We start from the raw sequence: 24,195 nt of genomic DNA on the forward strand, positions 1-24,195 counted from the left end.
GCGGCCTGGCTGCCGTTGACACGGTGTCAACGGGTGTTCTGCCTCAACCATTTGTCCCAGGCGGCTTGGCTGCCGTTGAAGACGTTTATATCGGACTTGCCGATCATGCCGGGAACGATGCCGGTTCCCGTATACTGCCAGAAGGTGAAGGGGTGGCTGCCATATTTCTGACGCGGGTGGCCGGCGACGGAGCGTAGCCAGTAGGGATAACCGCGGAAGGTCGACAGCTCGTTGTCTTCAAAGAAGTCTACCGACGTGTAGATGATCGGCTTCTTGCCGTAATGCCGCTCGACGATTTCGAGGAAGGTGGTCATCTCCGCGCGCACGGTGGCCGGGTCGGGGCGCAGCCTGCAGGTCGGCGATTTCGGGTTCCATTCCATGTCCAGCACCGGCGGCATGGCCGAACGGTCGACGGGGACGTTGCGGATGAACCAGCGCGCCTGTACCGCCGCCGGAGTGCAGAAATAGAAGAAATGATAGGCGGCACGAGGAACGCCGGCGGCTTTGGTGCGCGCCCAATGCTCGTTGAAATAATCATCGAAACGGTCGCCGCCCTCCGTCGCCTTGATGAAAGCGAAGGAAATACCGCTGGCCTTGGCGGTCGGCCAGTCGACCGAGGTCTGGTATTTTGAGACGTCGGTGCCGTGAACTGCGTAATTCCAGGGCGCGCCGCTGTCCCATTCATGCGGCTTGGAATCGGCGAAGCGGGGCGCGCGCACCGTAACCGAAGGGGTGCTGGATGGCGACAGTGGCGACAGATCCTCCACGGTCGAGCAGGCGCCCAGCAGCGTCAGCATGAAAAGGGCCGCGAGACGGCGCATTGCAACTCCCGAGCCGGTTGCAGCCGGTCGCTGATGGGTTTGTGCACTGATGGCCGGCGCTTGGTCTGGCCCCCGCCGGGACGATCGCCCCACAGCATCGCCCGGTATATCGTCAAAGCGCGCATTTTCGGCGCGCTTTGATTTTGTTTCCTGCCGTGATCCCAAAAACGCGGCGCGCTGTTGGGCGACATGCACCTGTGATAGCCGATCATGGTTGATATCTGGTTGACGACGCTCGACAAGGCCCATGATTTTGCGGAAGCAATGGCGGCAAATCGATGACATGGATCGAGCCTGGATTCGGGGGCGGGAAAGATGCGGATTATTGCCAAGATCGTCAAATGGCTCCTCGGCCTGGTGGTGCTGGCGGTCGTGGCGCTGTTTGGGTGGCTTTATTTCGCGCCGCCCGAACTGATCCGGGTCGGCTCGGGCTATTCGGCAAAGATCGTCTGCTCCAACGTTTTCATCGCCGGGCGCGACGCCAACGAGGTGCTTGCCATCGACGTGCAGGCGGCCGGTCATCCCTTGCTCAAGCTGATGCGGGTCTCGGTCGACAAGAACCGGGGCACAGTCTCCGCCGGCCTGCTTGGCTTCCTCGGCAAGAGCATCGCGGTTTTCCGCGACGGGCTGGGCTGCGCCTCGGTCCCGGATGGCGATGTCGGCAAGGCGCGGCGCACGGCGATCCATGTCGAACCCTCGGCGACAAGACAGGACGCGCTGTGGCCGGAAGGCGAGCGGGTCGAAGCCTCGCAGAACCCGGAGGTGGTGAAGATCGTCGACGATGCCGCCATGACCGGCGCCGGCATGCGCGCCGTGGTGGTGGTCAAGAACGGCCGCGTCGTCGCGGAACGCTATGGCGAGGGCTTTTCCGCCCGGACGCCGTTGCTCGGCTGGTCAATGACCAAGACGGTCAATGCCGCCATAGTCGGCACGCTGGTCAAGAACGGCAAGATGGCGATGACCAACCAGGGCCTTTTCGCGCCGTGGAAGGCCGATGGCCGCGCCGCGATCAGCCTTGCCGACATGATGGCGATGTCGAGCGGGCTGGAATTCAACGAAGACTATGGCGACGTCGCCGACGTGACGCGCATGCTCTATCTCGAACCCGACATGGCGGGCTTTGCCGAAGCCAAGCCGCTCACGGGCGAGGTGGGCAAGGTGTTCTCCTATTCGAGCGGAACGGCGGTGATGCTGTCGCGGCTCTGGCAGGATGCGGTCGGCGACAAGGCCAAGGCGTTGACGTGGCCGCGCACCGCGCTGTTCGAGCCGCTGGGCATGCACAGCGCCGTGCTCGAGACCGACGAACAGGGCACGTTCGTCGGCTCATCCTATCTCTACGCCACCGCCCATGACTGGGCCCGCTTCGGCCAGTTCCTGCTGCAGGGCGGGGTCTGGAACGGCAACCAGATACTGCCGGCCGGTTTCGTCGACTGGATGCGCGAACCTGCGTCGGCCTCGAAAGTCTACAGCAAGGGGCAATTGTGGATCGAGGCGCCGGGCGACGAGGAAAACCCCGGTGCCGGCGTGGCGGCGGGCCTGCCCAAGGACACCTATTGGATGGAGGGGCATGATGGGCAGACCGTCGCCATCATTCCATCCGAGCAATTAGTGGTGGTGCGGCTCGGCCTGACGCCGGCCAAGCTGGGCTACAGGCCGCAGACCATGGTCGGGGCATTGGTGAAGGCGCTGCGCTAGCCAATCAGCTGCTCGGCCGGACCACCGCCAGCCAGGCGTAGCCGCGATAAAGTGTGCGGAAACGGAAGGTTGCGCCGATTTTTCGCGATTCCGATTCCAGCACCTCGCGCAACATTTCACGGGGCGTGACGTGGAATTTTCTGAGCCAGCCGCGAAGCAGGGTCCGAAACCAGTCCGGCAGGCCTTCCTGCTGGCCGAAGTCGACGATGTGCAGGGAACCGCCCGGAGCGAGCGTTGCCAGCGCGGCGGAGACCGTCTTTTCCCAGCCTGGGATCATCGACAATGAATAGGACACGAAGACACGGTCGAAGCTGTCGCGGCCGAACAGCGCCTTTGCGTCGAACTCCGTGGCGTCGCCCCTTGCCAGCATGACGCGATCGGACAGGCCTTCGCGGGCAATCGCGGTGCCCGCGGTCTCCAGCATCTCTGCCGAAATGTCGAGGCCATAGAAGCGCGCGCCGGGAAAGCTGCGGGCGGCGAGGATGATGTTTCGCCCGGTGCCGCAGCCGAGCTCCAGCACCGTGCCGCCCGGCGGAACGTCCAGCCCTGATATCAGCCGGTCGCGGCCGAGCAGATAATATTTGCGGGTCAGGTCGTAGATGTGACGCTGCCAGCGGTAGACACCGTCCATCAGTTCGGCGTGATTGGCCGGCAGCTCGGTAGTGCTCATGAGGCGCGCTTCACGTAGAGATGAAAGCCGCCATAGATTGCCGAGCGGTCGCGGGTGGAGAATTCGCGCGAGGCATCGCTCTCGTAGCTCCACTGGTCGAGCAGGGAAGCGGAGACGCGGCCCGGCAGCAGACTTGGCTCGGCCGCAGTACGGAAGATGACACGCGCGCCGGCGGAGGCGGTGCGGGTGATTTCCGACCACAGCGCATTGAGCTGGTCGTCGGTCATCCAGTCCTGCGCGTCGAGCAGGATGAAACGGTCGACGGAACCCGCGTCCTTGCCTGCCAGGAATTCGATCAGATTGGCATGATGAATGGCGACGCGGTCTACATTGCCGCGAATGGCCTCATAGTTCTGCCTTTCAAGATAGGCGGGCAGGGCGGCTTCGCCGGGTTGGGGGTAGCGCCTGGCAAAGGCTTGCCAAGCGAAATAGTTGTTTTTCAATGGAAAATCGCAGGCGAGCTTTTCCAGCCGGGCTTTCAGCACACTGGCCATGGTGCCGTCGCCGGACGTGATGAGAGAGTCATATTGCGCCGGCGGGATGCCGAGGCCGAACAGCGAGGCCTTGCGCGAGGTCGCCCATTTCAAAAGCGGCTTTTCGAACACCGGGGCCAGCTCCTGGTGGAAGAAGCGGCGCTGCTCGCCAATGTTCCTGGCCTGCATGATGCCGGCGGGGTCGACGCCGAAGAATTTAGCCGTGCGGTGGCCCATGGCGATGAACAGGCCAAGCAGGCCGGTCTGGTAGAAATTGCGGTCGAAGACGGCGATGCGCCTGATGCCGCGCCAGTTGCGGCGCTCCCAATAGTGGCGGCTGACCGGATCGAGATGCGGCGCGATGAAGCGGTCGTAAGCCTGAGAATTGTGGTCGTTGCCGGCGGCACCGAAGAAGCGAAACAGGTCGCCCTGCGAAGGCAGGTGGCGCACCGCCTCCAGCTTCATGCGGTTCAGGGCTATGTGAGCGGCATTGAGATCGACGGCGTCGATCCTGGCCGGCGACCGGGTGAGATAGGCCAGGATATTGCAACCGCCGGAGGCAATAGTGACGACGCGGTGGCCTTCGCCAAGCTGCATTGCGTCCATGTCGACATCGGGATCTTCCCAGATCTGCGGATAGACCAGGCCCGAAAACAGGAAGGCGAACAGCCGTTCGGAAATTCCTGCCTTCGACAGGGGGCGGTTCTGGTAGACGGCTTTTCCAACTTCCTTGCCACGGCGAAAGATCAGATCTGCGGAAACGTCCGTCATGGCAAGGTGATTCCCCATTTGCTTTGCCGCAAGCGGGTAACGCCCGGCTATGACAGGTGGATGACAGCGATCCGCACAGGGGAGCGCAAAGCTGTTTCACCCCCGGGGAGGCGCAAGGCGAGGATGCGAGCGATGTTACATGCGGAAACGCATCGTTACGAAACCCATGGCTGAGTGATGCATTTCCTTCTCGACCGTTCACTGCAACGTGAGCGTGTGTTGAAGGAGAGATATCATGAAAAAACTCATTCTTGCGTCGGTGTCCGCGCTTGCGCTGCTCGGCGTCGCTGCATGCAGCGACAGCGGCACGGGGACGGATAACACCACCACCCAGAGCACCAATCCGCCGGCCGAGCAGCCAATGAAACCTGCGGCGCCCGCGGATAATTCGACCAAGCCTGCCGAGCCGGCTCCGGCAACGCCCGCTCCTGCGCCCGCGCAGTAGTCCATTAGTACCTGTGTTCTGGCGAAGGGCCGGCGTCTTGCCGGCCCTTCGCCTAGGCGGGTAGTGGTTCCGACACGAGATCGATTGTCGTCGGAGGTATGATGCCGGCCGTTATTGGCTTGATAGCGGGGACCGGTTGGCTCTAAGAAGCGGCCATGTCGATTTGGGACCGCCTCGGCGACTTCATCACGCGGATTTCGTCCTCAGCCTCGTCGGGCGTCGCCGACGTGGTCGAGGCTGTACGCACCGTTTTTTCCGGCGATGCGGATTTGCGCCGTCGCGTCGCTTTCTCGGTGGCGATGATTGCGCTCTCGGCCAAGATGGCCAAGGCCGACGGGGTCGTCACCCAGGATGAGATACGCGCCTTCCAGGAAATATTCGAGGTGCCGCCAAAGGAGACGCGCAACGTGGCGCGGCTCTATGATCTGGCCAAACGTGACGTTGCCGGCTTCGAGACCTATGCCGAGCGCATGGCGCAGCTTTGTGGCTCCGGCCATTCGAACTGCATGATGCTGGAGGATATACTCGATGGCCTGTTCCACATCGCCAAGGCCGACGGGCTGATCCATGAGCGTGAAGGCCAGTTCCTGCACCGCATCGCCGAAATCTTCCGCATAGACGAGGTGCACTACGAGGCGATCCTTGCCAGGCACGTCAATCTTGGTGCGGCCGACCCCTATGTCGTGCTCGGCATCGAGCGCGGCAAGCCGTTCGAGGAGGTCAGGAAACGCTACCGCAAGCTGGTTTCCGACAATCATCCGGACCGGCTGATCGCGCGTGGCCTGCCGCAGGAATTCATCAAGATCGCGACGACGAGGCTCGCGGCGATCAACACCGCCTATGAGATGATCGAGCGGGGCCTGCGGCACGCATGAGCGGCTTCCTGCCCGACGAGCCGAGCGCCGAGGTCAGGGTATCGCCGAATTTCGGGCCACGGCGCGAGACGCTGAAGCCCGACATGATCGTGCTGCACTATACCGGCATGCCGACAGGCGCCGGGGCCGAGGCGTGGCTGTGCGACCCGGCCAGCGAAGTCTCCTCGCACTATCTGGTGCATGAGAACGGCCATATCGTGCAGATGGTCCGGGAAAGCGACCGCGCCTGGCACGCTGGGAAGAGTTCGTGGTTCGGACGCACCGACATCAACTCCTGTTCCGTCGGCATCGAGATCGTCAACCCGGGGCATTCATTGGGTTATCCCGGTTTTCCCAAGCGACAGATCGATGCGGTGATCGGCTTGTGTGCCGGAATTGCCAGCCGGCATGCGATTGCCCCCCAGCGGGTGCTGGCGCACTCCGACGTGGCGCCGGGGCGCAAGATCGATCCGGGCGAGAAGTTTCCCTGGCGGGCCCTGTTCGAGGCCGGCGTCGGCCACTTGGTGGCGGCGGCACCGATCAGGCGCGGCGCCGTGCTGAAGACCGGCGACGCTGGCGCCGATGTCGAGGCGCTGCAATCGATGCTGGCGCTCTACGGCTATGGAGTCGAAATATCGGGTGTTTTCGACCAGCAGACGCGGGTCGTGGTCGAGGCTTTCCAGCGTCATTTCCGGCCACGCCGGATCGATGGAGTGGCGGACGGATCGACGATGCGCACGCTTCAACGGCTGCTCGCTTCCCACCGAACTTGACCCTGGGTCAGGATGCCGTCCAAGTAATGCTTTTCCGACATTAAGTTACAAACTGTCACTTAAAGTGACTTGCCCCGCCTTCATTGCGCGCAATTCGGGCCTCAAAGGGCAATCCGTACAGTTTGTCGGGCGTCTAACCCCCGGATGGTCCGACATTAATCAAGCAATGCCGCGCGGAGATCTTCGCGCGTTCAGACAGAACAGGATCACATGCAGAAATTGACCGTTGTAACGGCAGCTCTTGCTGCCGGCGTAATGACTTTTGCCTTCGGAACGGCGAGCGCCGCGCCGCTGAGCCCACGGGCCGATCAGGGGCTCGTCGCAGCGACCGCCAAGGGCAAGGCCATTTCGGCCAAAAGCAGCAAGGATGTGAGGGCGGCGAAGCGGTCTTCCGCGAAGGTGGAGAAGGCGAGCTGGACCAAGGCCAAGAAGCCGAGCACAAAACAGAAGACCAGGCGAGGCCGCAAGGCCGTCGACAAAACGACGACGGCATCGATCGGGATCAAGGAAGCAGTGGCCTCGACGGCAGCGGTGGCCAGTGGCGATCAGTATTCGGCCATCGTGGCGCGTTACGCCGCAAGCTATGGCGTGCCGGCGTCGCTCGCTCACGCCGTGATCAAGATCGAGAGCAACTATCGGCCGAACCTCGTCGGCGGCGCCGGCGAAATCGGCTTGATGCAGATCAAGCCGGCGACGGCGCGGATGATGGGCTATAGCGGCTCGGCCAATGGGCTCTTCAATCCGGACACCAACATCAAATACGGCATGAAGTATCTTGCCATGGCGCGGGATCTCGGCGGCGGCACGACGTGCGGCACGATCCTGAAATACAATGCCGGCCACGGCGCCACCCGAATGAACCCGGTCTCGGCCGCCTATTGCAGCAAGGTCAAGGTGCAACTGGCGGCTGTCGGGTCGCCGGCGTGACAAGAACCGGTCGTAACCGGCTTTTTTAGTTGCGTTTTGTGGCGTGAACCCCTTTATACCCTGGCCAGCTGGCCGGGCGGCCGCACCAGCAAAAGCCGAAAGGCCGCGGGTGAGGAAAGTCCGGGCTCCATGGAGACACGGTGCCGGCTAATGGCCGGCGGGGGCGACCCCAGGGAAAGTGCCACAGAAAGCAAACCGCCACGACTTGGCTTTGCCGGGTCGGGGCAAGGGTGAAAGGGTGGGGTAAGAGCCCACCGCGCGACTGGCAACAGGAGCGGCACGGTAAACCCCACCGGGAGCAAGACCGAATAGGGGCGGTGCGAGGGGAAACCCTCGAGGGCTGTTTCCGGCTCACCGTCCGGGTAGGTTGCGTGAGGCGCATGGCAATATGCGCCCAAGATGAATGGCCGCCACGTTCTCGCGCCGCAAGGGGCGAGGGCCATACAGAACCCGGCTTATAGGCCAGCTGGCAGTTTTTCGTCGCGATATCGAAAAGACGAGTTTGCGATCAACAGGTTGCGCCCTCGGGCGCGCCTGTTGATTCAAGCTGGCAGGCCGTTCGCCAGCCAAGTGATATCCCCCGTTGCTTGAAGCTGGTACGATTAAATCGTACCATAGGCAACCAATAGCATTTGGGAATCTTATCATGGGACAGGTCGACAAACGCAGCATCACCCTCTCGCCGGAACTGGCGGCGGCGGTCGACGATGTGGTCGCCGCTGGTGAATATGCTTCGGCTAGCGAGGTGATCCGCGATGCGCTCCGGCAATGGAAGGATCGGCGCGACCTCTTCGGCTATACGGTCGAGGAGTTGCGGAGGTTAGTTCAGGAAGGGATCGACAGCGGACCGGGACGATTTGAATCGATGGACGAAATCAAGGCCGAGGCGCGGAGACGCCTGCGATCTGACGACGCAGGATGAATTTGCTCCCCATCGTCCGGAACGCGCGCGCCGAAGACGATCTGATCATGATCTGGCTGCATATTGCGAGCGACAGCGAGGCCGCAGCCGACCGGCTGCTCGACCGCATCGAGGCGCGGTGGCAGCAACTGGCTACCTATCCTTTCTCAGGCGCGCCACGAGACGATATCGCACCGGGTGTTCGCCATCTGGTCGTCGGCAATTATCTCACCCTGTATCGAGTCAGGGGCGATGCGATCGAAATCCTTCGCGTGCTGCACGGCCATCGCAACTTCGAAACCGACGACCTCGGTTCGTAACCGATTTGTCAGTCGCCGATCCTGTCCAGCGACGCCTCGATCGCCGCCCAAAGCTCTTCAACTGGTTCGCAGCCGACTGAGAGGCGGACGAAGCCGGCTGGAACCGCATCGCCTCGTTTCGAACGCCGCTCAGCGGAGGTGTGGACGCCGCCGAAGGATGTCGCGGCCTGCATCAATTCGCAGTTGTTGATGAAATCCTCGGCCTTCTGCTCCGAAGCGAGTTCGAAGGAAACAAGGAAGCCGAAGCGTTCCATCTGGGCACGGGCAAGATTGTGCGAAGGATCGCCTTCCAGGCCGGGATAGCGCAGGCCCGTGATCGCCGGGTGACCTTGCAGGCGCCGCGCGATCACTTCCGCCGAGGAGCACATGCGGTCGAAGCGCACATCGAGCGTTTCGAGGCCACGATGCACAAGCCACGCTTCGAACGGCCCTGGAATGCCGCCGGACGTTTCGCGCCAATCCGTCACCGCGGCGATGATGTCGGCGTTGCGGCTCGCGACGTGGCCGAACAGCACGTCGGAGTGGCCGTTGGGCGCCTTAGTGTCCGCGGCGATGACAATATCCGCGCCATGGTCGAGCGGGCGCTGGCCGAAAGGCGTCATGGTCGTATTATCAACGACAAGCAGTGCGCCCGCTTTGTGTGCGGCCGCGGCCAGCGCCGCGATATCGCATATGTCCAGCCCCGGATTAGCGGGCGTCTCTACGAAAGCGAGACGATAGCCTTCGAAACCGCCATCGAGGAAGGTCGAGGTTGGCCTCACATCGTAGGCGATGCCGAGTGGTTTCAAGAAGCGTTCGGCCAGTGCCCTTGTCGTGTGATAGCCATCCGAAGGCAGAAGAATGCGGTCGCCGGTCTTGAGGACAGCGAAAAATGCCGCCGAAATCGCCGCCATTCCGGAAGGAAAAGCGACGCAGGGCGCGTCTTCCAGATGCGCCAGCATATGTTCTACCGCATCCCAGGTCGGATTGCTGAAACGGCCATACTGGTTGAAACCGGTGGCGTCGCCAGGCGCGTGAAAGATGGCAGCCATGGTGAGTGGCAGGGGGATGGAATCGCCGACGGCAAGTGCGTTGCGACGGAGGTGGGCAAGAGCCGCGGCGCGCGACCGTGCTGTTTCAGACATCGACATTCAAACCCTCTTGGTGACCCTGGACGTGTGGTGAGACGCTATGCCCGGCAACAGCTCGCGACAAGGCGCGTCCGGTTGGGCCAAGCGGCTCTAAACGCTTCGTTAGGCTTAATGATCCATAAAGACGAGACGTGTTTTCAAAGCCGCTTCCATCGGTCGCGACTGCATGTTGTGAAGCCTGTTCCCGTTGACGCCCATAACACCCCATGATATCCCATATCGATACCAAAGCCTTCGTTCCGCGTCAGAGTGAAGCGTACGCCAATCGGGCAGCCGCGGCGGCTGCGCGTTTGCCGGTTTTCGCCCCTGTCACGGAGGCGGGTTCAGGGCAGGGAACGCGTAGCGGTGGCGCGTGCAACACGACGAAGAGGGGTGCGGCGGCGCAAGCGGCCGTGACGTGTGATGGACCGGTTTCTGTCGAACACGGTGAGCAGGATCGATGCGAAGGGGCGGGTGTCCGTTCCTGCGCATTTTCGCGCCGTCGTTCAGAAACGCGGCTATTCGGATCTCTACGCGCTGCGTTGCCTGGATCTGCCGGCCATGGATGTCGGCGGGCCCGACCTGCTCGACCGCTACGAGCAGCGCATCGCGCTCGAGGATCCGTTCCAGCAGACGGCGGACGACATGTCGTTCTTCTGCCATGGCGACGGAACATTCCTGAAGCTGGACCAGGATGGTCGCATCACGATCAGCGACTTCATCCGCGAACATGCCGGCCTTTCGGCGGAAGTAGCCTTTGTCGGGCGCGGCAATTTCTTTCAGATCTGGGAGCCGGGACGGCTTGCGGCCTACGGAGCGCAGGCGCGGGCCCGGCTTTTGCAGCTTCGGCAGGGGACGAAGCCTGGGGAGCGACCGGAATGACGGTGGGCCACGGCGATGATATCAACGCCGTTGGCGGACCGGCCCGCCACATTCCGGTCCTCCTTGCCGAAGTGTTGCAGGCGCTCTCGCCAGCGGAAGGGGACGTCATCGTCGACGGCACGTTCGGCGCCGGCGGCTACACCAAGGCCATCCTGGCGGCCGGCGCGTCCGTGGTTGCCATTGATCGCGATCCGGATGCCATAGCGGCTGGTCGCAATCTCGAAGCCCAATCAGGCGGCCGCCTGCGATTGGTGCAGGCGCCATTCTCGATGCTGGACCAGCATGTCGAAAGTGCCGACGGCGTCGTGCTCGACATCGGCGTTTCCTCGATGCAGCTCGACCAGGCGGAGCGCGGGTTTTCGTTCCGCGTCGATGGGCCTCTCGACATGCGCATGGCGCAGGCGGGCCTCAGCGCCGCAGATGTCGTCAACAACTTCAAGCCGGGCGATCTTGCCCGCATCTTCGGCTTCCTCGGGGAGGAGCGCCACGCCGGGCGCATCGCGCGCATGATCGAAGCGCGTCGCGAAAAGCGTCCGTTCGAGCGCACGCTGGAGCTTGCCGACGCCATCGAGACGCATATCGGCCGGGCGCCGAAGGACAAGATCCATCCCGCCACCCGCGTCTTTCAGGCGCTGCGCATCTTCGTCAATGACGAGCTCGGTGAGTTGGCCAAGGCGCTGTTCGCCGCCGAGCGGGCGCTGAAGCCGGGCGGACGACTTGCCGTGGTGACATTCCATTCGCTGGAGGACCGCATCGTCAAGCGCTTCATTGCCGATCGCTCCGACGCCGCGAGCGGCTCGCGCCACATGCCGGAGGCACGGGCACGCAGTGCCACCTTCAGCAAGTCCGGCGGCGGCGTGACGCCGGGTGAGGCCGAGACTGCGGCCAATCCGCGCGCCCGCTCGGCAAGGCTGCGCGCCGCCATCCGCACCGATGCGCCGGCGCGTGCCGGCGATTTTTCGATTTTCGGCCTTCCAAAACTTCCCGGCCCAAAACTTCCCGGCATCGAGCGGCCGGGGGAGAGGTAAGCACGTGTTTCGTTCCAGCGACATCGTCCTCATCGCCGTCATGGTCTCGGCGGCGGCCCTGACCTACAAAACCAAGCGCGAGGCCGAGGACCAATTGGCTGCAGTGCAGAAGATCCATGCTGAGATACGCTACGAGGAGGACACGATCGACCTGCTCAAGGCCGACTGGAGCCTGCTCACCCAGCCATCGCGGCTACAGAAGCTCGCCGAGCTCTACAAGTCGCAGCTTGAACTGGAGCCGGTCAGCGCGCACCAGATCGTCGGCCTCGGCGACCTGCCAGCCAAAACCCTCGACATCCAGGACATCCTGAACGGGCGCCAAGGCGGCATGGCAGACAATTCCGGCAACACACCCTCGGACGGCAAGGATCCCATCGTGACCGGAGGCATCGCCCAATGATCGGCAAACTGCTGAAACGTCGCCCCAGGGCCAGCGAAGACGGTTCAATCGTGGTCGATGGCGCCCGCAAGGCGACCGGAGGCAAGGGCAAGGCGCGCATCGTCATGACGATGGCGGTGTTCTTCGGTATCTTCTCGATCATTTCCGGGCGGCTTGTCTATCTCGGCTTCCAGACCCCCGACATGTCGGGCGGCCCGCAGAGCCGGGTGACGGCCTCGCGACCCGACATTGTCGACCGCAACGGCGAGGTGCTGGCGACGGACATCAAGACGGCATCGCTGTTTGCAGAGCCGCGCCGCATCGTCGACGCCGACGAGGCGATCGAAAAGCTGTCGACGGTGCTGCCGGAGATCGATTACGAGCAGACCTACCATAAGCTGAAGAGCGGCGCCGGCTTCGTCTGGCTGCAGCGGCAGCTGACGCCCAAGCAGCAGGCCGACATCATGCAGCTCGGCATTCCCGGTTTCGGCTTCCGCACCGAGAAGCGCCGTTTCTACCCCAGTGGTGAAACCTCGTCCTACATTGTCGGCCTGACCAATATCGACAATCAAGGCATCTCCGGCATGGAGAAATATATCGACGAGCAGGGCCTGAGCGATCTGCAGGCGTCGGGCCTGGCGGTGGCGAAGGATCTCAAGCCGGTGAAGCTCTCGATCGATCTGCGCGTCCAGCATGTGGTGCGCGACGAGATTGCCGCCGGCCTGGAGCGCTATCGCGCCATGGGCGCGGGCGCCGTCGTGCTCAACGTCAAGACCGGCGAAGTGGTGGCCATGGCCTCGGTGCCGGATTTTGATCCGAACAATCCCTACAATGCACAAGACAAGGACCGGCTGAACCGGATGTCGGCGGGGCTCTATGAGATGGGCTCGACCTTCAAGAGCTTCACATCGGCCATGGCGCTCGATTCCGGCAAGGCGACGATGGCGAGCCGCTTCGACGCTTCGCATCCAATCCGGGTCGGCCATCAGGCCATTCACGATTTCCACGGCAAGAACCGCGTGCTGTCGTTGCCGGAGGTGTTCCTCTATTCATCCAACATCGGGTCGGCCAGGGAGGCCGAACTGGTCGGCATCGAGGCGCACCGCGAATTCCTGCATCGTCTTGGCATCTTGGACAAGATGCAGACCGAACTGCCGGAAGTCGCCCGTCCGACTGAACCGAAGGTCTGGAAACAGGTCAACTCGTTCACCATCGCCTTCGGTCATGGCGTGTCGACGACACCGTTGCAGGCGGCTGTCGGCTGCGCGGCGCTGATCAATGGCGGATATCTGATGGAGCCGACATTCCTGGTCCGCAGCCAGCAGGACGCGATGGCGGCGGCCAAGAAAGTGGTAGCCGACAAAACGGTCGAGGGCATGCGCTATCTCTACATGCTCAACGCCGAGAAGGGCTCGGCCAGAAATGCCAGGGTCCCCGGCTACCGCGTTGGCGGCAAGACCGGAACAGCCGAGAAGGTCATCAATGGCCGCTACTCGAAGGAGTTGAATTTCAATACGTTCGTCGCCGCATTCCCGATGGACGATCCGCAATATCTCGTGTTTACGATTGCCGATGCTCCGCACCCGGAAAAGCCGGGCATGACGGACGTCGCGGCCGCGAATGCCGGGGTCATGGCCGGCAATATCATCAGGCGTTCCGCGGCCATGCTTGGCGTGAAGCCAGATTTCAGCCATGAAAATGGTGCAACGCTGGTTTCCTATCAATGATTCTTAGGGCGCGCCGGCAACTGCGCGCTATTTTGTTGCGGTGAACGGAACTCGATGAAGCTCAAAAATCTAACCGGTATCCTGCCAGTCGAAGGAACAGCTTCCGTCGATCTGGAGGTTACCGGCATCTCTTCGGATTCCCGCCAGGTTAAACCCGGCGTCGTCTTTTTCGCGCTCGCTGGAAGCAAGGCGGATGGCGCCGTCTATGCCGCGGAGGCCGCCGCACGAGGGGCTGCCGCGATCGTCGCGGGCAAGGACAGCGCCCTTGGGGGACTGCCGGTTCCCGTGTTGACCGTCGATGACCCGCGCCTGGCGCTGGCCCTGAGCGCGGCCCGTTATTTCGGCAAACAGCCGCAGACGATGGTGGCCGTCACCGGCACCAGCGGCAAGACCTCGGTCGCCGCTTTCGTCAGGCAGATCTGGGAGCAGGCCGGCTTTGCCGCGGCCTCGATCGGCACCACCGGCGTGGTGGCGCCGGGCCGCAACGATTATGGCTCGCTGACGACGCCAGATCCCGTCGCCTTGCATCAGCTGTTGCTTGAACTGGCGGACGCCGGCGTCACCCATGCCTCCATGGAGGCCTCCAGCCATGGTCTCGACCAGCGCCGTCTCGACGGCGTCAGGCTGGCCGCCGGCGGCTTCACCAATCTCGGCCGCGACCACATGGACTACCATCCGACGGTCGAGGACTATCACCGGGCCAAGCTGCGTCTGTTTGATGCGCTGCTGCCGAAGGGCGCGCCGGCCGTGATCTTCGCCGACGATCCGTGGTCGGCGCCAACCATCCAGGCGGCGAAGGCCGCAAGGCTCGACGTGCTGACGGTCGGCCGCCACGGCGATTTCCTGACGCTGAAGCGGGTCGAGCATGAGCGCCACCGCCAGCGTGCCGAGGTCGAGGCCGACGGGATGCTCTACGAGATCGACCTGCCGCTGGCCGGCGATTTCCAGATAGCCAACGCGCTGGTTTCGGCCGGGCTTGCCATCTCCACGGGAACGCCAGTCGCCAAGGCCTTGAAGGCGTTGGAAAAACTCAAGGGCGCACCCGGCCGGCTCGACCTTGTCGGGACGACTGCAAACGGCGCGCCGGTCTATGTCGATTATGCGCATAAGCCGGACGCGCTGGAAAACGTGCTTGCCTCGGTGCGCCCGTTCACCACCGGCCGGGTCATCGTCGTGTTCGGCTGCGGCGGCGACCGCGATCGCGGTAAGCGGCCGATCATGGGCGAGATCGCGACGCGGCTCGCCGACGTCGTCATCGTCACCGACGATAATCCGCGCTCGGAAGTGCCGGAGACGATCCGGGCCGCGATCCTTGTCGCCGCTCCCGGCGCGATTGAGATCGGTGACCGGCGCGCGGCGATCCACGAGGCCGTCGCCATGTTGCATGCCGGGGACACGCTGATCGTGGCCGGTAAGGGTCATGAGGAAGGCCAGACGATCGGCACCGAGACCCTGCATTTCTCCGACCACGAAGAAGTCCGTGCCGCGCTGCTGGAGCGTGCCGCATGAATTTGCTGTGGACATCCGAGACGCTGGTCGCCGCCATGGACGGACGACCGATCGGGCCGATGCCGGACGGCATATCGGGCATTTCGATCGACAGCCGCAGCCTTCAGCCGGGCGACGCCTTCTTCGCCATCAAGGGCGAGGCGATGGACGGCCATGATTTCGCGACCGCCGCCATCAAGGCCGGAGCCGGGGTGCTGGTCGTGGCCGAAGGCAAGCTGCCGTCGCTTGGCCGGCTGACGGCGCCGATGATCGTCGTCGAGGACGTGCTGGTGGCACTGGAAAAGCTCGGTGTCGCATCGCGTGACCGTTCCCAGGCCAAGATCATCGCGGTGACCGGTTCGGCGGGCAAGACGACCACCAAGGAAGCGCTGCGCCACGTGCTGTCGGCGGTCGGCAAGGTGCATGCCTCGGCGCAGTCGTTCAACAACCATTGGGGCGTGCCGCTCACCTTGGCGCGAATGCCGGCCGATTGCGACTATGCCGTGTTCGAGATCGGCATGAACCATCCCGACGAGATCAGGCCGCTGGTCAAGATGGTAAGACCGCATGTCGCGATCGTCACCATGATCGCGGCGGCGCATCTCGGCTTCTTCCGCAATCTGGACGAGATCGCCAAGGCGAAGGCCGAGATTTTCGAAGGGCTGGAACCCGGCGGCGCGGCGATCCTCAACCGCGACGACGCGCGTTTCAAGCTTCTCGACAAGATGGCGCACGCCGCCGGCGTCGAGCATGTCTATGGGTTCGGCGAGAACGCGCGCTCAACCTTCAGACTGGTCAAATGCGAAGTCCATGCCGATCATTCCGACATTGCCGCCAGGATCGGCGGTCACGAGGTGACGGCTCGCATCGGCGCGCCCGGCCGCCACATGGTGCAGAACATTCTGGCGGTCCTCGGCGCGGCCCGTCTGGTCGGCGCCGATCTCGACAAGGTTGCCCTGGCGCTGGCCGATCTCTCGGCCGAGCGCGGCCGCGGCAAACGCTATGTGCTGCGTCATCCCGGTGGCTCGACTTCGAGCCATCCCGGTGGCCCGACTTCAAGCCACCCCGGTGGACCGATCACGCTGATCGACGAAAGCTACAACGCCAACCCCGCCTCGATGGCGGCCGCCATGGCGCTGCTCAACGCGACGCCGGTGACGGGCGAAGGCCGCCGCATCGCCGTGCTGGGCGATATGCTGGAGCTCGGCGAGTATTCGGCCAAGCTGCATGCTGCACTTGCCGGTCTCATCGTCGGCACCGGCACGCAGACCGTCTTTCTCGGCGGTCCGGAGATGCGGGCGCTGGCGGAAGCGCTGCCGGGCGAGATCAGGACAGAATACCGCGCCAACGTCGAGGAATTGAAGCCGGTTCTGTTTGCCGCACTGAAGCCAGGCGACGTGGTGATGATCAAATCGTCGAAGGGCATCGGCTTTGCAAAGCTGGTCGATGCGTTGCTGGGCAAGTTCCCGGCTGAAACGACAATCGGCAAACAGACCTAGGGTCAAGTCGGGGACGAAAAGCGCATGTTCACACTGCTCGTCGATTTCGCGGACAAGATCTCGGTCTTCAATGTCTTCCGCTACATCACCTTCCGCACGGGCGGGGCGCTGATCACCTCGGCGCTGATCGTCTTCATCTTCGGGCCGACCATCATAAATTCGCTCAGGTTGCGCCAGGGCAAGGGTCAGCCGATCCGCGCCGACGGGCCGCAGACCCATTTCAAGAAGGCCGGCACGCCGACCATGGGCGGCCTGATGATCCTGTCCGGCATCATCGGCTCATCGTTGCTATGGGCGAACCTGTCGAGCATCTATGTCTGGGTGGTGTTGCTGGTGACGCTGGGCTTCGGCTCGATCGGCTTCTACGACGACTATCTGAAGGTGACGAAACAGTCGCATCTCGGCTTTTCCGGCAAAGCACGGCTGGCACTCGAATTCGTCATCGCCGGCATTGCCGCCTGGGCGATCATGCATAACGGCCAGGCGCCGTTCTCCTCGTCGCTGACATTCCCCTTCGCCAAGGAATTCCTGATCAATCTCGGCTGGTTCTTCGTTCCGTTCTCCTGCTTCGTCATCGTGGGAGCGGGCAATGCGGTGAATCTCACCGACGGTCTGGATGGCCTGGCGATCGTGCCGATCATGATCGCGGCGGCGTCCTTCGGCGTCATCGCCTATCTCTCCGGCAATGCGGTGTTCGCCGAATATCTGCAGATCCATTTCGTGCCCGGCACCGGCGAACTGGCTGTTGTGCTAGGCGCGGTCATCGGCGCCGGCCTCGGCTTTCTCTGGTTCAACGCGCCGCCGGCGGCGATCTTCATGGGCGACACCGGCTCGCTGGCCATGGGCGGGCTGATCGGCACCGTTGCGGTCGCCACCAAGCACGAGATCGTGCTGGTCATCGTCGGCGGGCTGTTCGTGGTCGAGATCCTGTCCGTCATCATCCAGGTCGGCTACTTCAAGATGACCGGCAAGCGTGTGTTCCTAATGGCGCCGATCCATCACCACTTCGAAAAGCTCGGCTGGACCGAAAGCCAGGTGGTGATCCGCTTCTGGATCATCGCCGTCATCCTGGCGCTGGTCGGCCTTTCCACCCTCAAGCTCAGATAGGCGCGCCCCGTGATTCCCGCCGCATCCTTCGCAGGCAAGCGTGTTTCGCTCTTCGGGCTCGGCGGCTCGGGGATCGCGACCGCGCACGCGCTGATCGAGGGCGGGGCTGAGGTTCTGGCCTGGGACGACAATCCTGACAGTGTCGCCAAGGCGGCAGCCGCCGGGATTGCAACCGGCGACCTGCACACAGCCGACTGGGCCACGTTCTCCGCTTTCGTGCTGTCGCCCGGCGTGCCGCTGACGCATCCCAAACCGCACTGGACGGTGGAACTGGCGCGCGGTTCGGGTGTCGAGATCATCGGCGACGTCGAGCTTTTCTGCCGCGAGCGGACGCTCGGCGCGCCAGCCGCCCCATTCATCGCCATCACCGGCACCAACGGCAAGTCGACGACCACGGCGCTGACGGCGCATATATTGAAGGCTTCCGGCCGCGATACGCAGATGGGCGGCAATATCGGCCGCGCCGTGATGACACTCGATCCGCCGCAACCCGACCGGCACTATGTCGTCGAATGCTCGTCCTACCAGATCGACCTCGCACCATCGATCAATCCGACGGCCGGCATCCTGCTCAATTTGACGCCGGATCACCTCGACCGTCACGGCACCATGCAGCATTACGCTTCGATCAAGGAGCGGCTGGTTGCCGGCAGCGAGACCGCGATCGTCGGCATCGACGATTCCTGGTGTGCGCAGATTGCCGAACGGCTGGAGCGGGCGGGGCGGCACGTCATCCGCATTTCGAAGCGGCTGCCGCTGACCGACGGCTATTTCGCCGATGGCACCAATTTGATGGAAGCGGTGCATGGCCGCTACAGCCGGGTCGCCTTCCTCGAAGGCATCGGCTCGCTGCGCGGGCAGCACAATGCGCAAAACGCGCTTGCCGCGGTGGCCGCCTGCCTCAAGGTCGGGCTCGACCTCGGCGAGATCCAGTCCGGACTGGAAAGCTTTCCGGGCCTGGCGCATCGCATGGAGCAGGTCGGCCGCAAGGACCACGTGCTGTTCGTCAACGATTCCAAGGCGACCAACGCCGATGCGGCGGCACCCGCGCTGTCGAGCTTTTCACGCATCTACTGGATCGCCGGCGGCCTGCCCAAGGAAGGCGGCATCGAGCCGCTGCGCGGCTTCTTCCCGCGTATCGCCAAGGCCTATCTGATCGGCGAGGCAGCGCCGGCCTTTTCGGCGACGCTGGGCGAGGCGGTGCCGTATGAGATATCGGGCACGCTTGCAGCCGCGGTCGAGCATGCCGCGCATGATGCGGCCAAGGACGATGGCGGCGAGGCGGTGGTACTGTTGTCGCCGGCCTGCGCCAGTTTCGACCAGTTCAAGAATTTCGAGGTCCGCGGCGAAGCCTTCAGGCAAGCTGCGAATGCTATCGAGGGCGTCAAACCCATCGGAGGGGCACGATAATGCAGAGCCGTCTCGACAAAAGCCCGGTTGCGACCTGGTGGTGGACCATCGATCGCTGGTTCCTGGCGGCGTTCCTGTCGCTGATGGGACTGGGCATAGTCTTGTCCTTCGCCGCAAGCCCCGCGGTCGCCGAACGCATCGGCCTCGATAGTTTTCACTTCGCGACCAGGCAGATCATCTTCACCGTGCCGGCGCTCGGCGTGATGCTGGCGGTGTCCTTCCTCGATTCCAGAGAGATCCGGCGCATGGCGCTGATCATGCTGTGCCTGATGCTGGTGCTGATGGTGGCGGTGCTCTACATCGGCGTCGAGGTGAAAGGCGCGCGGCGCTGGGTGTCGCTTGCCGGCCTGTCGATCCAGCCCTCGGAGTTTTTGAAACCCGCCTTTGTCATCATGTGCGCCTGGCTGTTCGCCGAACACAAGCGCCAGCCCGACATTCCGGGCAATCTCTTCGCCATGTTGCTCTTGGTGCTGGTCGTGTCGCTGCTGGTGGCGCAGCCGGACCTCGGCCAGACCATGCTGACGACCGGCACCTGGGGCATCGTGTTCTTCATGGCGGGGCTGCCATGGCTGTGGATTGTCGTGCTCGGAGCGGCCGGCGTCGGTGGCGTCTTTGCCGCCTATACGGTGTTTCCGCACGTCGCCCTGCGTATCGACAAGTTCCTCACTGGCGAAGGCGACACGTTCCAGGTCGATATGGGCCGCGACGCATTGATCAATGGCGGCTGGTTCGGCGTCGGGCCGGGCGAGGGCACCGTCAAGCGGGTCATCCCCGACAGCCATGCCGATTTCGTCTTTTCGGTCGCGGGCGAGGAATTCGGATTGATCATGTGTTTCTTCATCATGTCCATCTTCGCCTTCATCGTGCTGCGCGGCCTCAACACGGCGCTGAAGGAGCATGACGATTTCACCCGCTATGCGGTCGGCGGCCTCGTCACCGTGTTCGGCCTGCAGGCAGTCATCAACATGTGCGTCAACCTGCAGCTGGTGCCGGCCAAGGGCATGACGCTGCCGTTCATCTCCTATGGCGGCTCTTCGCAGATTGCCATCGCCATCTCGATGGGAATGGTGCTGGCGCTGACGCGCAAGCGACCGGAAAAGCGCAAGCAGGTGGGCTTTGCCTTGCCACAGCGCGCCATGCCGGCGGAGTGACATGGCCAGAGGCGTTATCCTTCTCTCGGCGGGCGGAACCGGCGGACATCTGTTTCCGGCCGAGGCACTGGCGCATGAGTTGAACGCGCGTGGCTGGACGGTGCATCTGGCGACCGACGACCGCGCTGAGCGCTTTGCCGGCCACTTCCCGGCCGCCGCCATCCACCCGATCCAGTCCGCGACGCTGGGCTCGAAAAATCCTGTTGCCCTGCTTGGTGCTTTCTGGAAAATCTGGCGCGGCGTGCGCCAGGCGTCCGCCATCATCGGCAGGATCAAGCCCGATACCGTGGTCGGCTTTGGCGGATATCCGACCTTGCCGCCGCTCTACGCCGCGACGCGGCGCAAGGTACCGACGCTGATCCACGAGCAGAACGCTGTGATGGGACGCGCCAACCGGGCGCTGGCCAGCCGCGTCGATGCGATTGCCGGTGGCTTCCTGCCGCAAGACGAAAGCGCCGTCGGCGCCAAGACGGTGACGACAGGCAATCCGGTCCGCCCACAGGTGCTCGAAGCCGCAAAGACCGCCTACGCCGCCTCGGCCGGGAACGATCCCTTCCGCCTGCTGGTGTTCGGCGGCAGCCAGGGCGCGCAGTTCTTCTCCGATGCGGTGCCGGCGGCCGTCGCCTTGCTCCCCGACGCCCTGCGCAAGCGGCTGGTGATCACGCAGCAGGCTCGGGCCGATGATGTCGGGCGGGTGAAGGCGGCCTATGCCGCGCTTGGCGTCGGTGTCGAGGTCTCGCCCTTCTTCAGCGATATGGCGGCGCGCATAGCGGCCGCACAGCTGGTGATGTCGCGCTCCGGCGCGTCGACCGTCTCGGAAATCGCCGTCATCGGGCGACCGGCGCTGCTGGTGCCCTATCCCTATGCGCTCGATCACGACCAGGCCGCGAACGCAGCCGCTCTTGCGGCCGCCGGCGGTGGCGAGGTGGAGCCGCAATCCTCACTTTCGCCCGAGCGCATCGCGGCGTTGATCGGCGCCCTGATGGCCGAGCCCGAACGGCTCACGGCAATGGCTGCCGCGGCGAAGTCGGTCGGCAAACCGGATGCCGCACGGTTGCTCGCCGATCTCACAGAGGCTATTGCGTCCCGCAAAACCGTTTCGGATTTTAAGGAGGGAACGCACGCATGAAGATGCCGCAGACCATAGGCCTCGTGCATTTCATCGGCATTGGCGGCATCGGCATGAGCGGCATCGCCGAAGTGCTGCACAATCTCGGCTACAAGGTGCAGGGGTCCGACCAGGCCGACAGCGCCAACGTGCAGCGGCTGCGCGACAAGGGGATCGAGTGCTTTGTCGGCCACAGGGAAGAAAACCTCGGCGATGCCGAAGTGGTGGTTGTCTCGACGGCTATCAAGAAATCCAACCCCGAACTGAAGGCGGCACGGGAGAAATTGCTGCCGATCGTGCGCCGCGCCGAAATGCTGGCCGAACTGATGCGCTTCCGCCAGGCAGTGGCGATCGGCGGCACGCACGGCAAGACGACGACGACCTCGATGGTAGCGACGCTGCTCGAAGCCGGCGGGCTCGACCCGACCGTCATCAATGGCGGCATCATCAACGCCTATGGCACCAATGCGCGCATGGGGGACGGCGAGTGGATGGTGGTCGAAGCCGACGAGAGCGACGGGACCTTCCTCAAGCTGCCGGCCGATATCGCCGTCGTCACCAATATCGATCCCGAACATCTCGATCACTACGGCAGTTTCGAGAAGGTGCGCGAAGCCTTCCGCCAGTTCGTCGAGAACGTGCCGTTCTACGGCTTCGGCGTCATGTGCACCGACCACCCGGAGGTGCAGGCGCTGGTCGGCCGAATCGAGGATCGCCGCGTCATCACCTATGGCGAGAACGCGCAGGCCGACGTGCGCTTCACCAACCATCGCATGGCCGGCGCGACCTCGGAATTCGACGTGGTGATCCGCGACCGCAAGGGACGCGGCCAGACGACGATATCGGATTTGCGCCTGCCGATGCCCGGCCGCCACAACGTTTCCAATGCGACGGCGGCGATCGCGGTGGCGCATGAGCTCGGCCTGTCGGCCGAGGCGATCAAGAAAGGCCTGTCGTCCTTCGCCGGCGTCAAGCGTCGCTTCACCCAAACCGGCTCCTGGAATGGCGTCGAAGTGTTCGACGATTACGGCCACCATCCGGTCGAGATCGCTGCGGTGCTGAAAGCCGCGCGCAGCGCCACCAAGGGCCGCGTCATCGCCATTGCCCAGCCGCACCGTTTTACCCGGCTGCATGATCTGTTCAATGAGTTCTCCGCCTGCTTCAACGACGCCGACACGGTGATGGTGGCGCCGGTCTACGCCGCCGGCGAGGAGCCGATCGAAGGCGTGACCTCGGATGCGCTGGTGTCGCGCATCCGCGCCGGGGGCCATCGCGACGCGCGCTACATCGAGGGTCCGGAAGCAATAGCGCCTGTTGTCCGTGATCTGGCCAGGCCCGGCGACTTCGTCGTCTTCCTCGGCGCCGGCAACATCACGCAATGGGCCTATGCGCTGCCCAAGGAGCTGGCCGTCTCATGATGCAGGGCCAGGCGCTGATCGACAGACTTGGCGGCCGGCTTGCCGGCCTGCGCGGCCGCATCACGCCGAATGCCGAGATGGACAAGATCACCTGGTTCCGCGCCGGAGGACTGGCCGAGGCGCTCTTTCAGCCAGCGGACGAGGCGGATCTCGCTGCTTTCCTGAAAGCGGTTCCCGAAGAGATACCGCTGACCATAGTCGGCGTCGGCTCGAACTTGCTTGTGCGCGATGGGGGTATTCCGGGTTTCGTCATAAGGCTGTCGGCCAAGGGGTTCGGTGAAACCGAAATTGTTTCGCCGACATCGATCAAGGCTGGCGCGGCCACGCCCGACAAGCGCATCGCCGCGGTGGCGCTGGAAGCCGGCATCGGCGGCTTCCATTTCTACCACGGCATACCGGGCGCCATCGGCGGGGCGCTGAGGATGAACGCCGGCGCCAATGGCGTCGAGACGCGCGAGCGCGTCGTCGAGGTGCGTGCGCTCGACCGCAAAGGCAACGTCCAGACGCTGAGCAATGCCGATATGGGCTATGCCTACCGGCACTCGTCGGCACCGTCCGGGCTGATCTTCACCTCGGCGATTTTCGAGGGCTTTGCCGAGGACAAGGCAGTGATCAAGGCGGCGATGGACGCGGTGCAGAACCATCGCGAGACGGTGCAGCCGATCCGCGAGAAGACCGGTGGCTCGACCTTCAAGAATCCTGAAGGCACCTCAGCCTGGAAAGAGATCGACAAGGCCGGGTGCCGCGGCCTGCTGATCGGCGGCGCGCAGATGTCGCCCATGCACTGCAATTTCATGATCAACACCGGGACAGCGACCGGCTACGAACTCGAATATCTCGGCGAAACGGTGCGCACGCGGGTGCTCGAACATTCCGGCATCCGGCTGCACTGGGAGATCAAGCGCATCGGGGACTTCCGCCCCGGACACGCCGTCCAGGAGTTTCTTGGACAGCTGCTCTAGCCGCGGTTGAAGTTCATGTGACGCATGAACTTCAACCGGTCCGGAACGACCGCGCGACCGTTGCTCCAAAGACTCAACAGCACGGTTTTCGCATCCATTTTCTCAGAAAGTGAATCTCTCGGAATCATAAGCACTTGCCAGTGAATCAACTCTCTGATTCTCTGCTCCAAAGCGTTTCCTGATTTGAGTCGTTCGACGCGTTTCCCGCGTTTTCCGTCTGGGGGGCAACCTGCCGGGAGACTCGGACTCAATGTTGCGGAAATCTTGGTTTTTGATC

At 63.6% G+C, this 24,195-nt stretch carries 23 protein-coding genes and 1 other RNA gene; 20 read left to right on the forward strand and 4 right to left on the reverse strand.

Annotation, left to right across the window (positions count from 1 at the left end):
* Nucleotides 1-26: 26 nt before the first annotated feature.
* The gene (locus tag FJ949_RS08670; RefSeq protein ID WP_140495176.1) at nt 27-821 is read right to left on the reverse strand and encodes a GH25 family lysozyme; all 795 of its coding nucleotides are present in this window, start codon (nt 819-821) and stop codon (nt 27-29) included.
* Nucleotides 822-1,136: 315 nt separating this feature from the next.
* On the opposite strand from FJ949_RS08670, the gene FJ949_RS08675 reads away from it, so the two are divergent.
* Complete coding sequence (locus FJ949_RS08675) at nt 1,137-2,516, forward strand: serine hydrolase (protein WP_140495178.1); 1,380 nt, start codon at nt 1,137-1,139, stop codon at nt 2,514-2,516.
* Nucleotides 2,517-2,520: 4 nt separating this feature from the next.
* Here FJ949_RS08675 and FJ949_RS08680 read toward each other — a convergent pair whose 3' ends face one another.
* Together FJ949_RS08680 and FJ949_RS08685 are read right to left on the reverse strand one after the other, a co-directional pair.
* Entirely contained in the window at nt 2,521-3,186 is a 666-nt protein-coding gene (locus FJ949_RS08680) for a class I SAM-dependent methyltransferase (RefSeq protein ID WP_140495180.1), read from the reverse strand.
* On the reverse strand, nt 3,183-4,430 hold the full coding sequence (locus tag FJ949_RS08685; RefSeq protein WP_224518994.1) for a DUF3419 family protein: 1,248 nt from the start codon (nt 4,428-4,430) through the stop codon (nt 3,183-3,185). The genes FJ949_RS08680 and FJ949_RS08685 overlap by 4 nt, the downstream gene beginning before the upstream one ends.
* Nucleotides 4,431-4,665: 235 nt before the next feature.
* Between FJ949_RS08685 and FJ949_RS08690 the strand changes: the two genes are divergently transcribed.
* The 7 genes from FJ949_RS08690 to FJ949_RS08720 all read left to right on the forward strand — a co-directional run bounded on the left by FJ949_RS08690 (nt 4,666) and on the right by FJ949_RS08720 (nt 8,650).
* Nucleotides 4,666-4,875, forward strand: a complete 210-nt coding sequence (locus tag FJ949_RS08690) for a hypothetical protein (RefSeq protein WP_140495184.1) — start codon at nt 4,666-4,668, stop codon at nt 4,873-4,875.
* Nucleotides 4,876-5,030: 155 nt separating this feature from the next.
* The gene (locus tag FJ949_RS08695) at nt 5,031-5,750 is read left to right on the forward strand and encodes a DnaJ family molecular chaperone (protein ID WP_140495186.1); all 720 of its coding nucleotides are present in this window, start codon (nt 5,031-5,033) and stop codon (nt 5,748-5,750) included.
* Nucleotides 5,747-6,502, forward strand: coding sequence for an N-acetylmuramoyl-L-alanine amidase (locus tag FJ949_RS08700; protein ID WP_140495188.1), 756 nt, complete (start codon nt 5,747-5,749; stop codon nt 6,500-6,502). The genes FJ949_RS08695 and FJ949_RS08700 overlap by 4 nt, the downstream gene beginning before the upstream one ends.
* Nucleotides 6,503-6,712: 210 nt before the next feature.
* On the forward strand, nt 6,713-7,429 hold the full coding sequence (locus tag FJ949_RS08705; RefSeq protein WP_140495190.1) for a transglycosylase SLT domain-containing protein: 717 nt from the start codon (nt 6,713-6,715) through the stop codon (nt 7,427-7,429).
* A gap of 64 nt (nt 7,430-7,493) precedes the next feature.
* Nucleotides 7,494-7,903, forward strand: an RNA gene (gene rnpB, locus FJ949_RS08710) — RNase P RNA component class A.
* Nucleotides 7,904-8,075: 172 nt separating this feature from the next.
* A complete protein-coding gene (locus FJ949_RS08715) occupies nt 8,076-8,351 on the forward strand; it encodes a type II toxin-antitoxin system ParD family antitoxin (RefSeq protein WP_140495192.1) in 276 nt (91 codons plus the stop codon).
* A complete protein-coding gene (locus tag FJ949_RS08720) occupies nt 8,348-8,650 on the forward strand; it encodes a type II toxin-antitoxin system RelE/ParE family toxin (protein ID WP_140495194.1) in 303 nt (100 codons plus the stop codon). The genes FJ949_RS08715 and FJ949_RS08720 overlap by 4 nt, the downstream gene beginning before the upstream one ends.
* 8 nt (nt 8,651-8,658) lie before the next feature.
* Here the strand turns inward: FJ949_RS08720 and FJ949_RS08725 are convergent, their stop codons facing one another.
* Nucleotides 8,659-9,774, reverse strand: a complete 1,116-nt coding sequence (locus FJ949_RS08725; protein ID WP_140495196.1) for a cystathionine gamma-lyase — start codon at nt 9,772-9,774, stop codon at nt 8,659-8,661.
* 408 nt (nt 9,775-10,182) lie between these two features.
* Here FJ949_RS08725 and mraZ point away from each other — a divergent pair, with 408 nt between their 5' ends.
* From mraZ to murB, 12 genes are read left to right on the forward strand one after another with little or no spacing between them, the layout of a single operon-like run.
* Complete coding sequence (gene mraZ, locus FJ949_RS08730; protein ID WP_140495198.1) at nt 10,183-10,641, forward strand: division/cell wall cluster transcriptional repressor MraZ; 459 nt, start codon at nt 10,183-10,185, stop codon at nt 10,639-10,641.
* Nucleotides 10,638-11,669, forward strand: coding sequence for a 16S rRNA (cytosine(1402)-N(4))-methyltransferase RsmH (gene rsmH / locus FJ949_RS08735; RefSeq protein WP_140495200.1), 1,032 nt, complete (start codon nt 10,638-10,640; stop codon nt 11,667-11,669). Before mraZ ends, rsmH begins: the two co-directional genes overlap by 4 nt.
* Before the next feature lie 4 nt (nt 11,670-11,673).
* Nucleotides 11,674-12,069 (forward strand): hypothetical protein, encoded by a 396-nt coding sequence (locus tag FJ949_RS08740; protein ID WP_140495202.1) that lies wholly within the window; start codon nt 11,674-11,676, stop codon nt 12,067-12,069.
* A complete protein-coding gene (locus FJ949_RS08745) occupies nt 12,066-13,775 on the forward strand; it encodes a penicillin-binding protein 2 (RefSeq protein ID WP_140495205.1) in 1,710 nt (569 codons plus the stop codon). Before FJ949_RS08740 ends, FJ949_RS08745 begins: the two co-directional genes overlap by 4 nt.
* 54 nt (nt 13,776-13,829) lie before the next feature.
* Nucleotides 13,830-15,284, forward strand: a complete 1,455-nt coding sequence (locus tag FJ949_RS08750) for a UDP-N-acetylmuramoyl-L-alanyl-D-glutamate--2,6-diaminopimelate ligase (RefSeq protein ID WP_140495207.1) — start codon at nt 13,830-13,832, stop codon at nt 15,282-15,284.
* A complete protein-coding gene (locus FJ949_RS08755; RefSeq protein WP_140495209.1) occupies nt 15,281-16,762 on the forward strand; it encodes a UDP-N-acetylmuramoylalanyl-D-glutamyl-2,6-diaminopimelate--D-alanyl-D-alanine ligase in 1,482 nt (493 codons plus the stop codon). Before FJ949_RS08750 ends, FJ949_RS08755 begins: the two co-directional genes overlap by 4 nt.
* A 24-nt stretch (nt 16,763-16,786) precedes the next feature.
* Nucleotides 16,787-17,869: a phospho-N-acetylmuramoyl-pentapeptide-transferase gene (gene mraY, locus FJ949_RS08760; RefSeq protein ID WP_140495211.1), complete on the forward strand. Its 1,083-nt coding sequence runs from the start codon at nt 16,787-16,789 to the stop codon at nt 17,867-17,869.
* A 9-nt stretch (nt 17,870-17,878) separates the two neighbouring features.
* Nucleotides 17,879-19,279, forward strand: coding sequence for a UDP-N-acetylmuramoyl-L-alanine--D-glutamate ligase (gene murD, locus FJ949_RS08765; RefSeq protein WP_140495213.1), 1,401 nt, complete (start codon nt 17,879-17,881; stop codon nt 19,277-19,279).
* On the forward strand, nt 19,279-20,430 hold the full coding sequence (gene ftsW / locus FJ949_RS08770) for a putative lipid II flippase FtsW (RefSeq protein ID WP_140495215.1): 1,152 nt from the start codon (nt 19,279-19,281) through the stop codon (nt 20,428-20,430). Before murD ends, ftsW begins: the two co-directional genes overlap by 1 nt.
* 1 nt (nt 20,431) lies before the next feature.
* The gene (murG, locus tag FJ949_RS08775; protein ID WP_140495217.1) at nt 20,432-21,559 is read left to right on the forward strand and encodes an undecaprenyldiphospho-muramoylpentapeptide beta-N-acetylglucosaminyltransferase; all 1,128 of its coding nucleotides are present in this window, start codon (nt 20,432-20,434) and stop codon (nt 21,557-21,559) included.
* Nucleotides 21,556-22,956, forward strand: a complete 1,401-nt coding sequence (murC, locus tag FJ949_RS08780; RefSeq protein ID WP_140495219.1) for a UDP-N-acetylmuramate--L-alanine ligase — start codon at nt 21,556-21,558, stop codon at nt 22,954-22,956. The genes murG and murC overlap by 4 nt, the downstream gene beginning before the upstream one ends.
* A complete protein-coding gene (gene murB, locus FJ949_RS08785) occupies nt 22,953-23,918 on the forward strand; it encodes a UDP-N-acetylmuramate dehydrogenase (RefSeq protein WP_140495221.1) in 966 nt (321 codons plus the stop codon). Before murC ends, murB begins: the two co-directional genes overlap by 4 nt.
* Nucleotides 23,919-24,195 lie beyond the last annotated feature (277 nt).

The organism is Mesorhizobium sp. B2-4-1, from assembly GCF_006442185.1.
GTDB lineage: Bacteria > Pseudomonadota > Alphaproteobacteria > Rhizobiales > Rhizobiaceae > Mesorhizobium.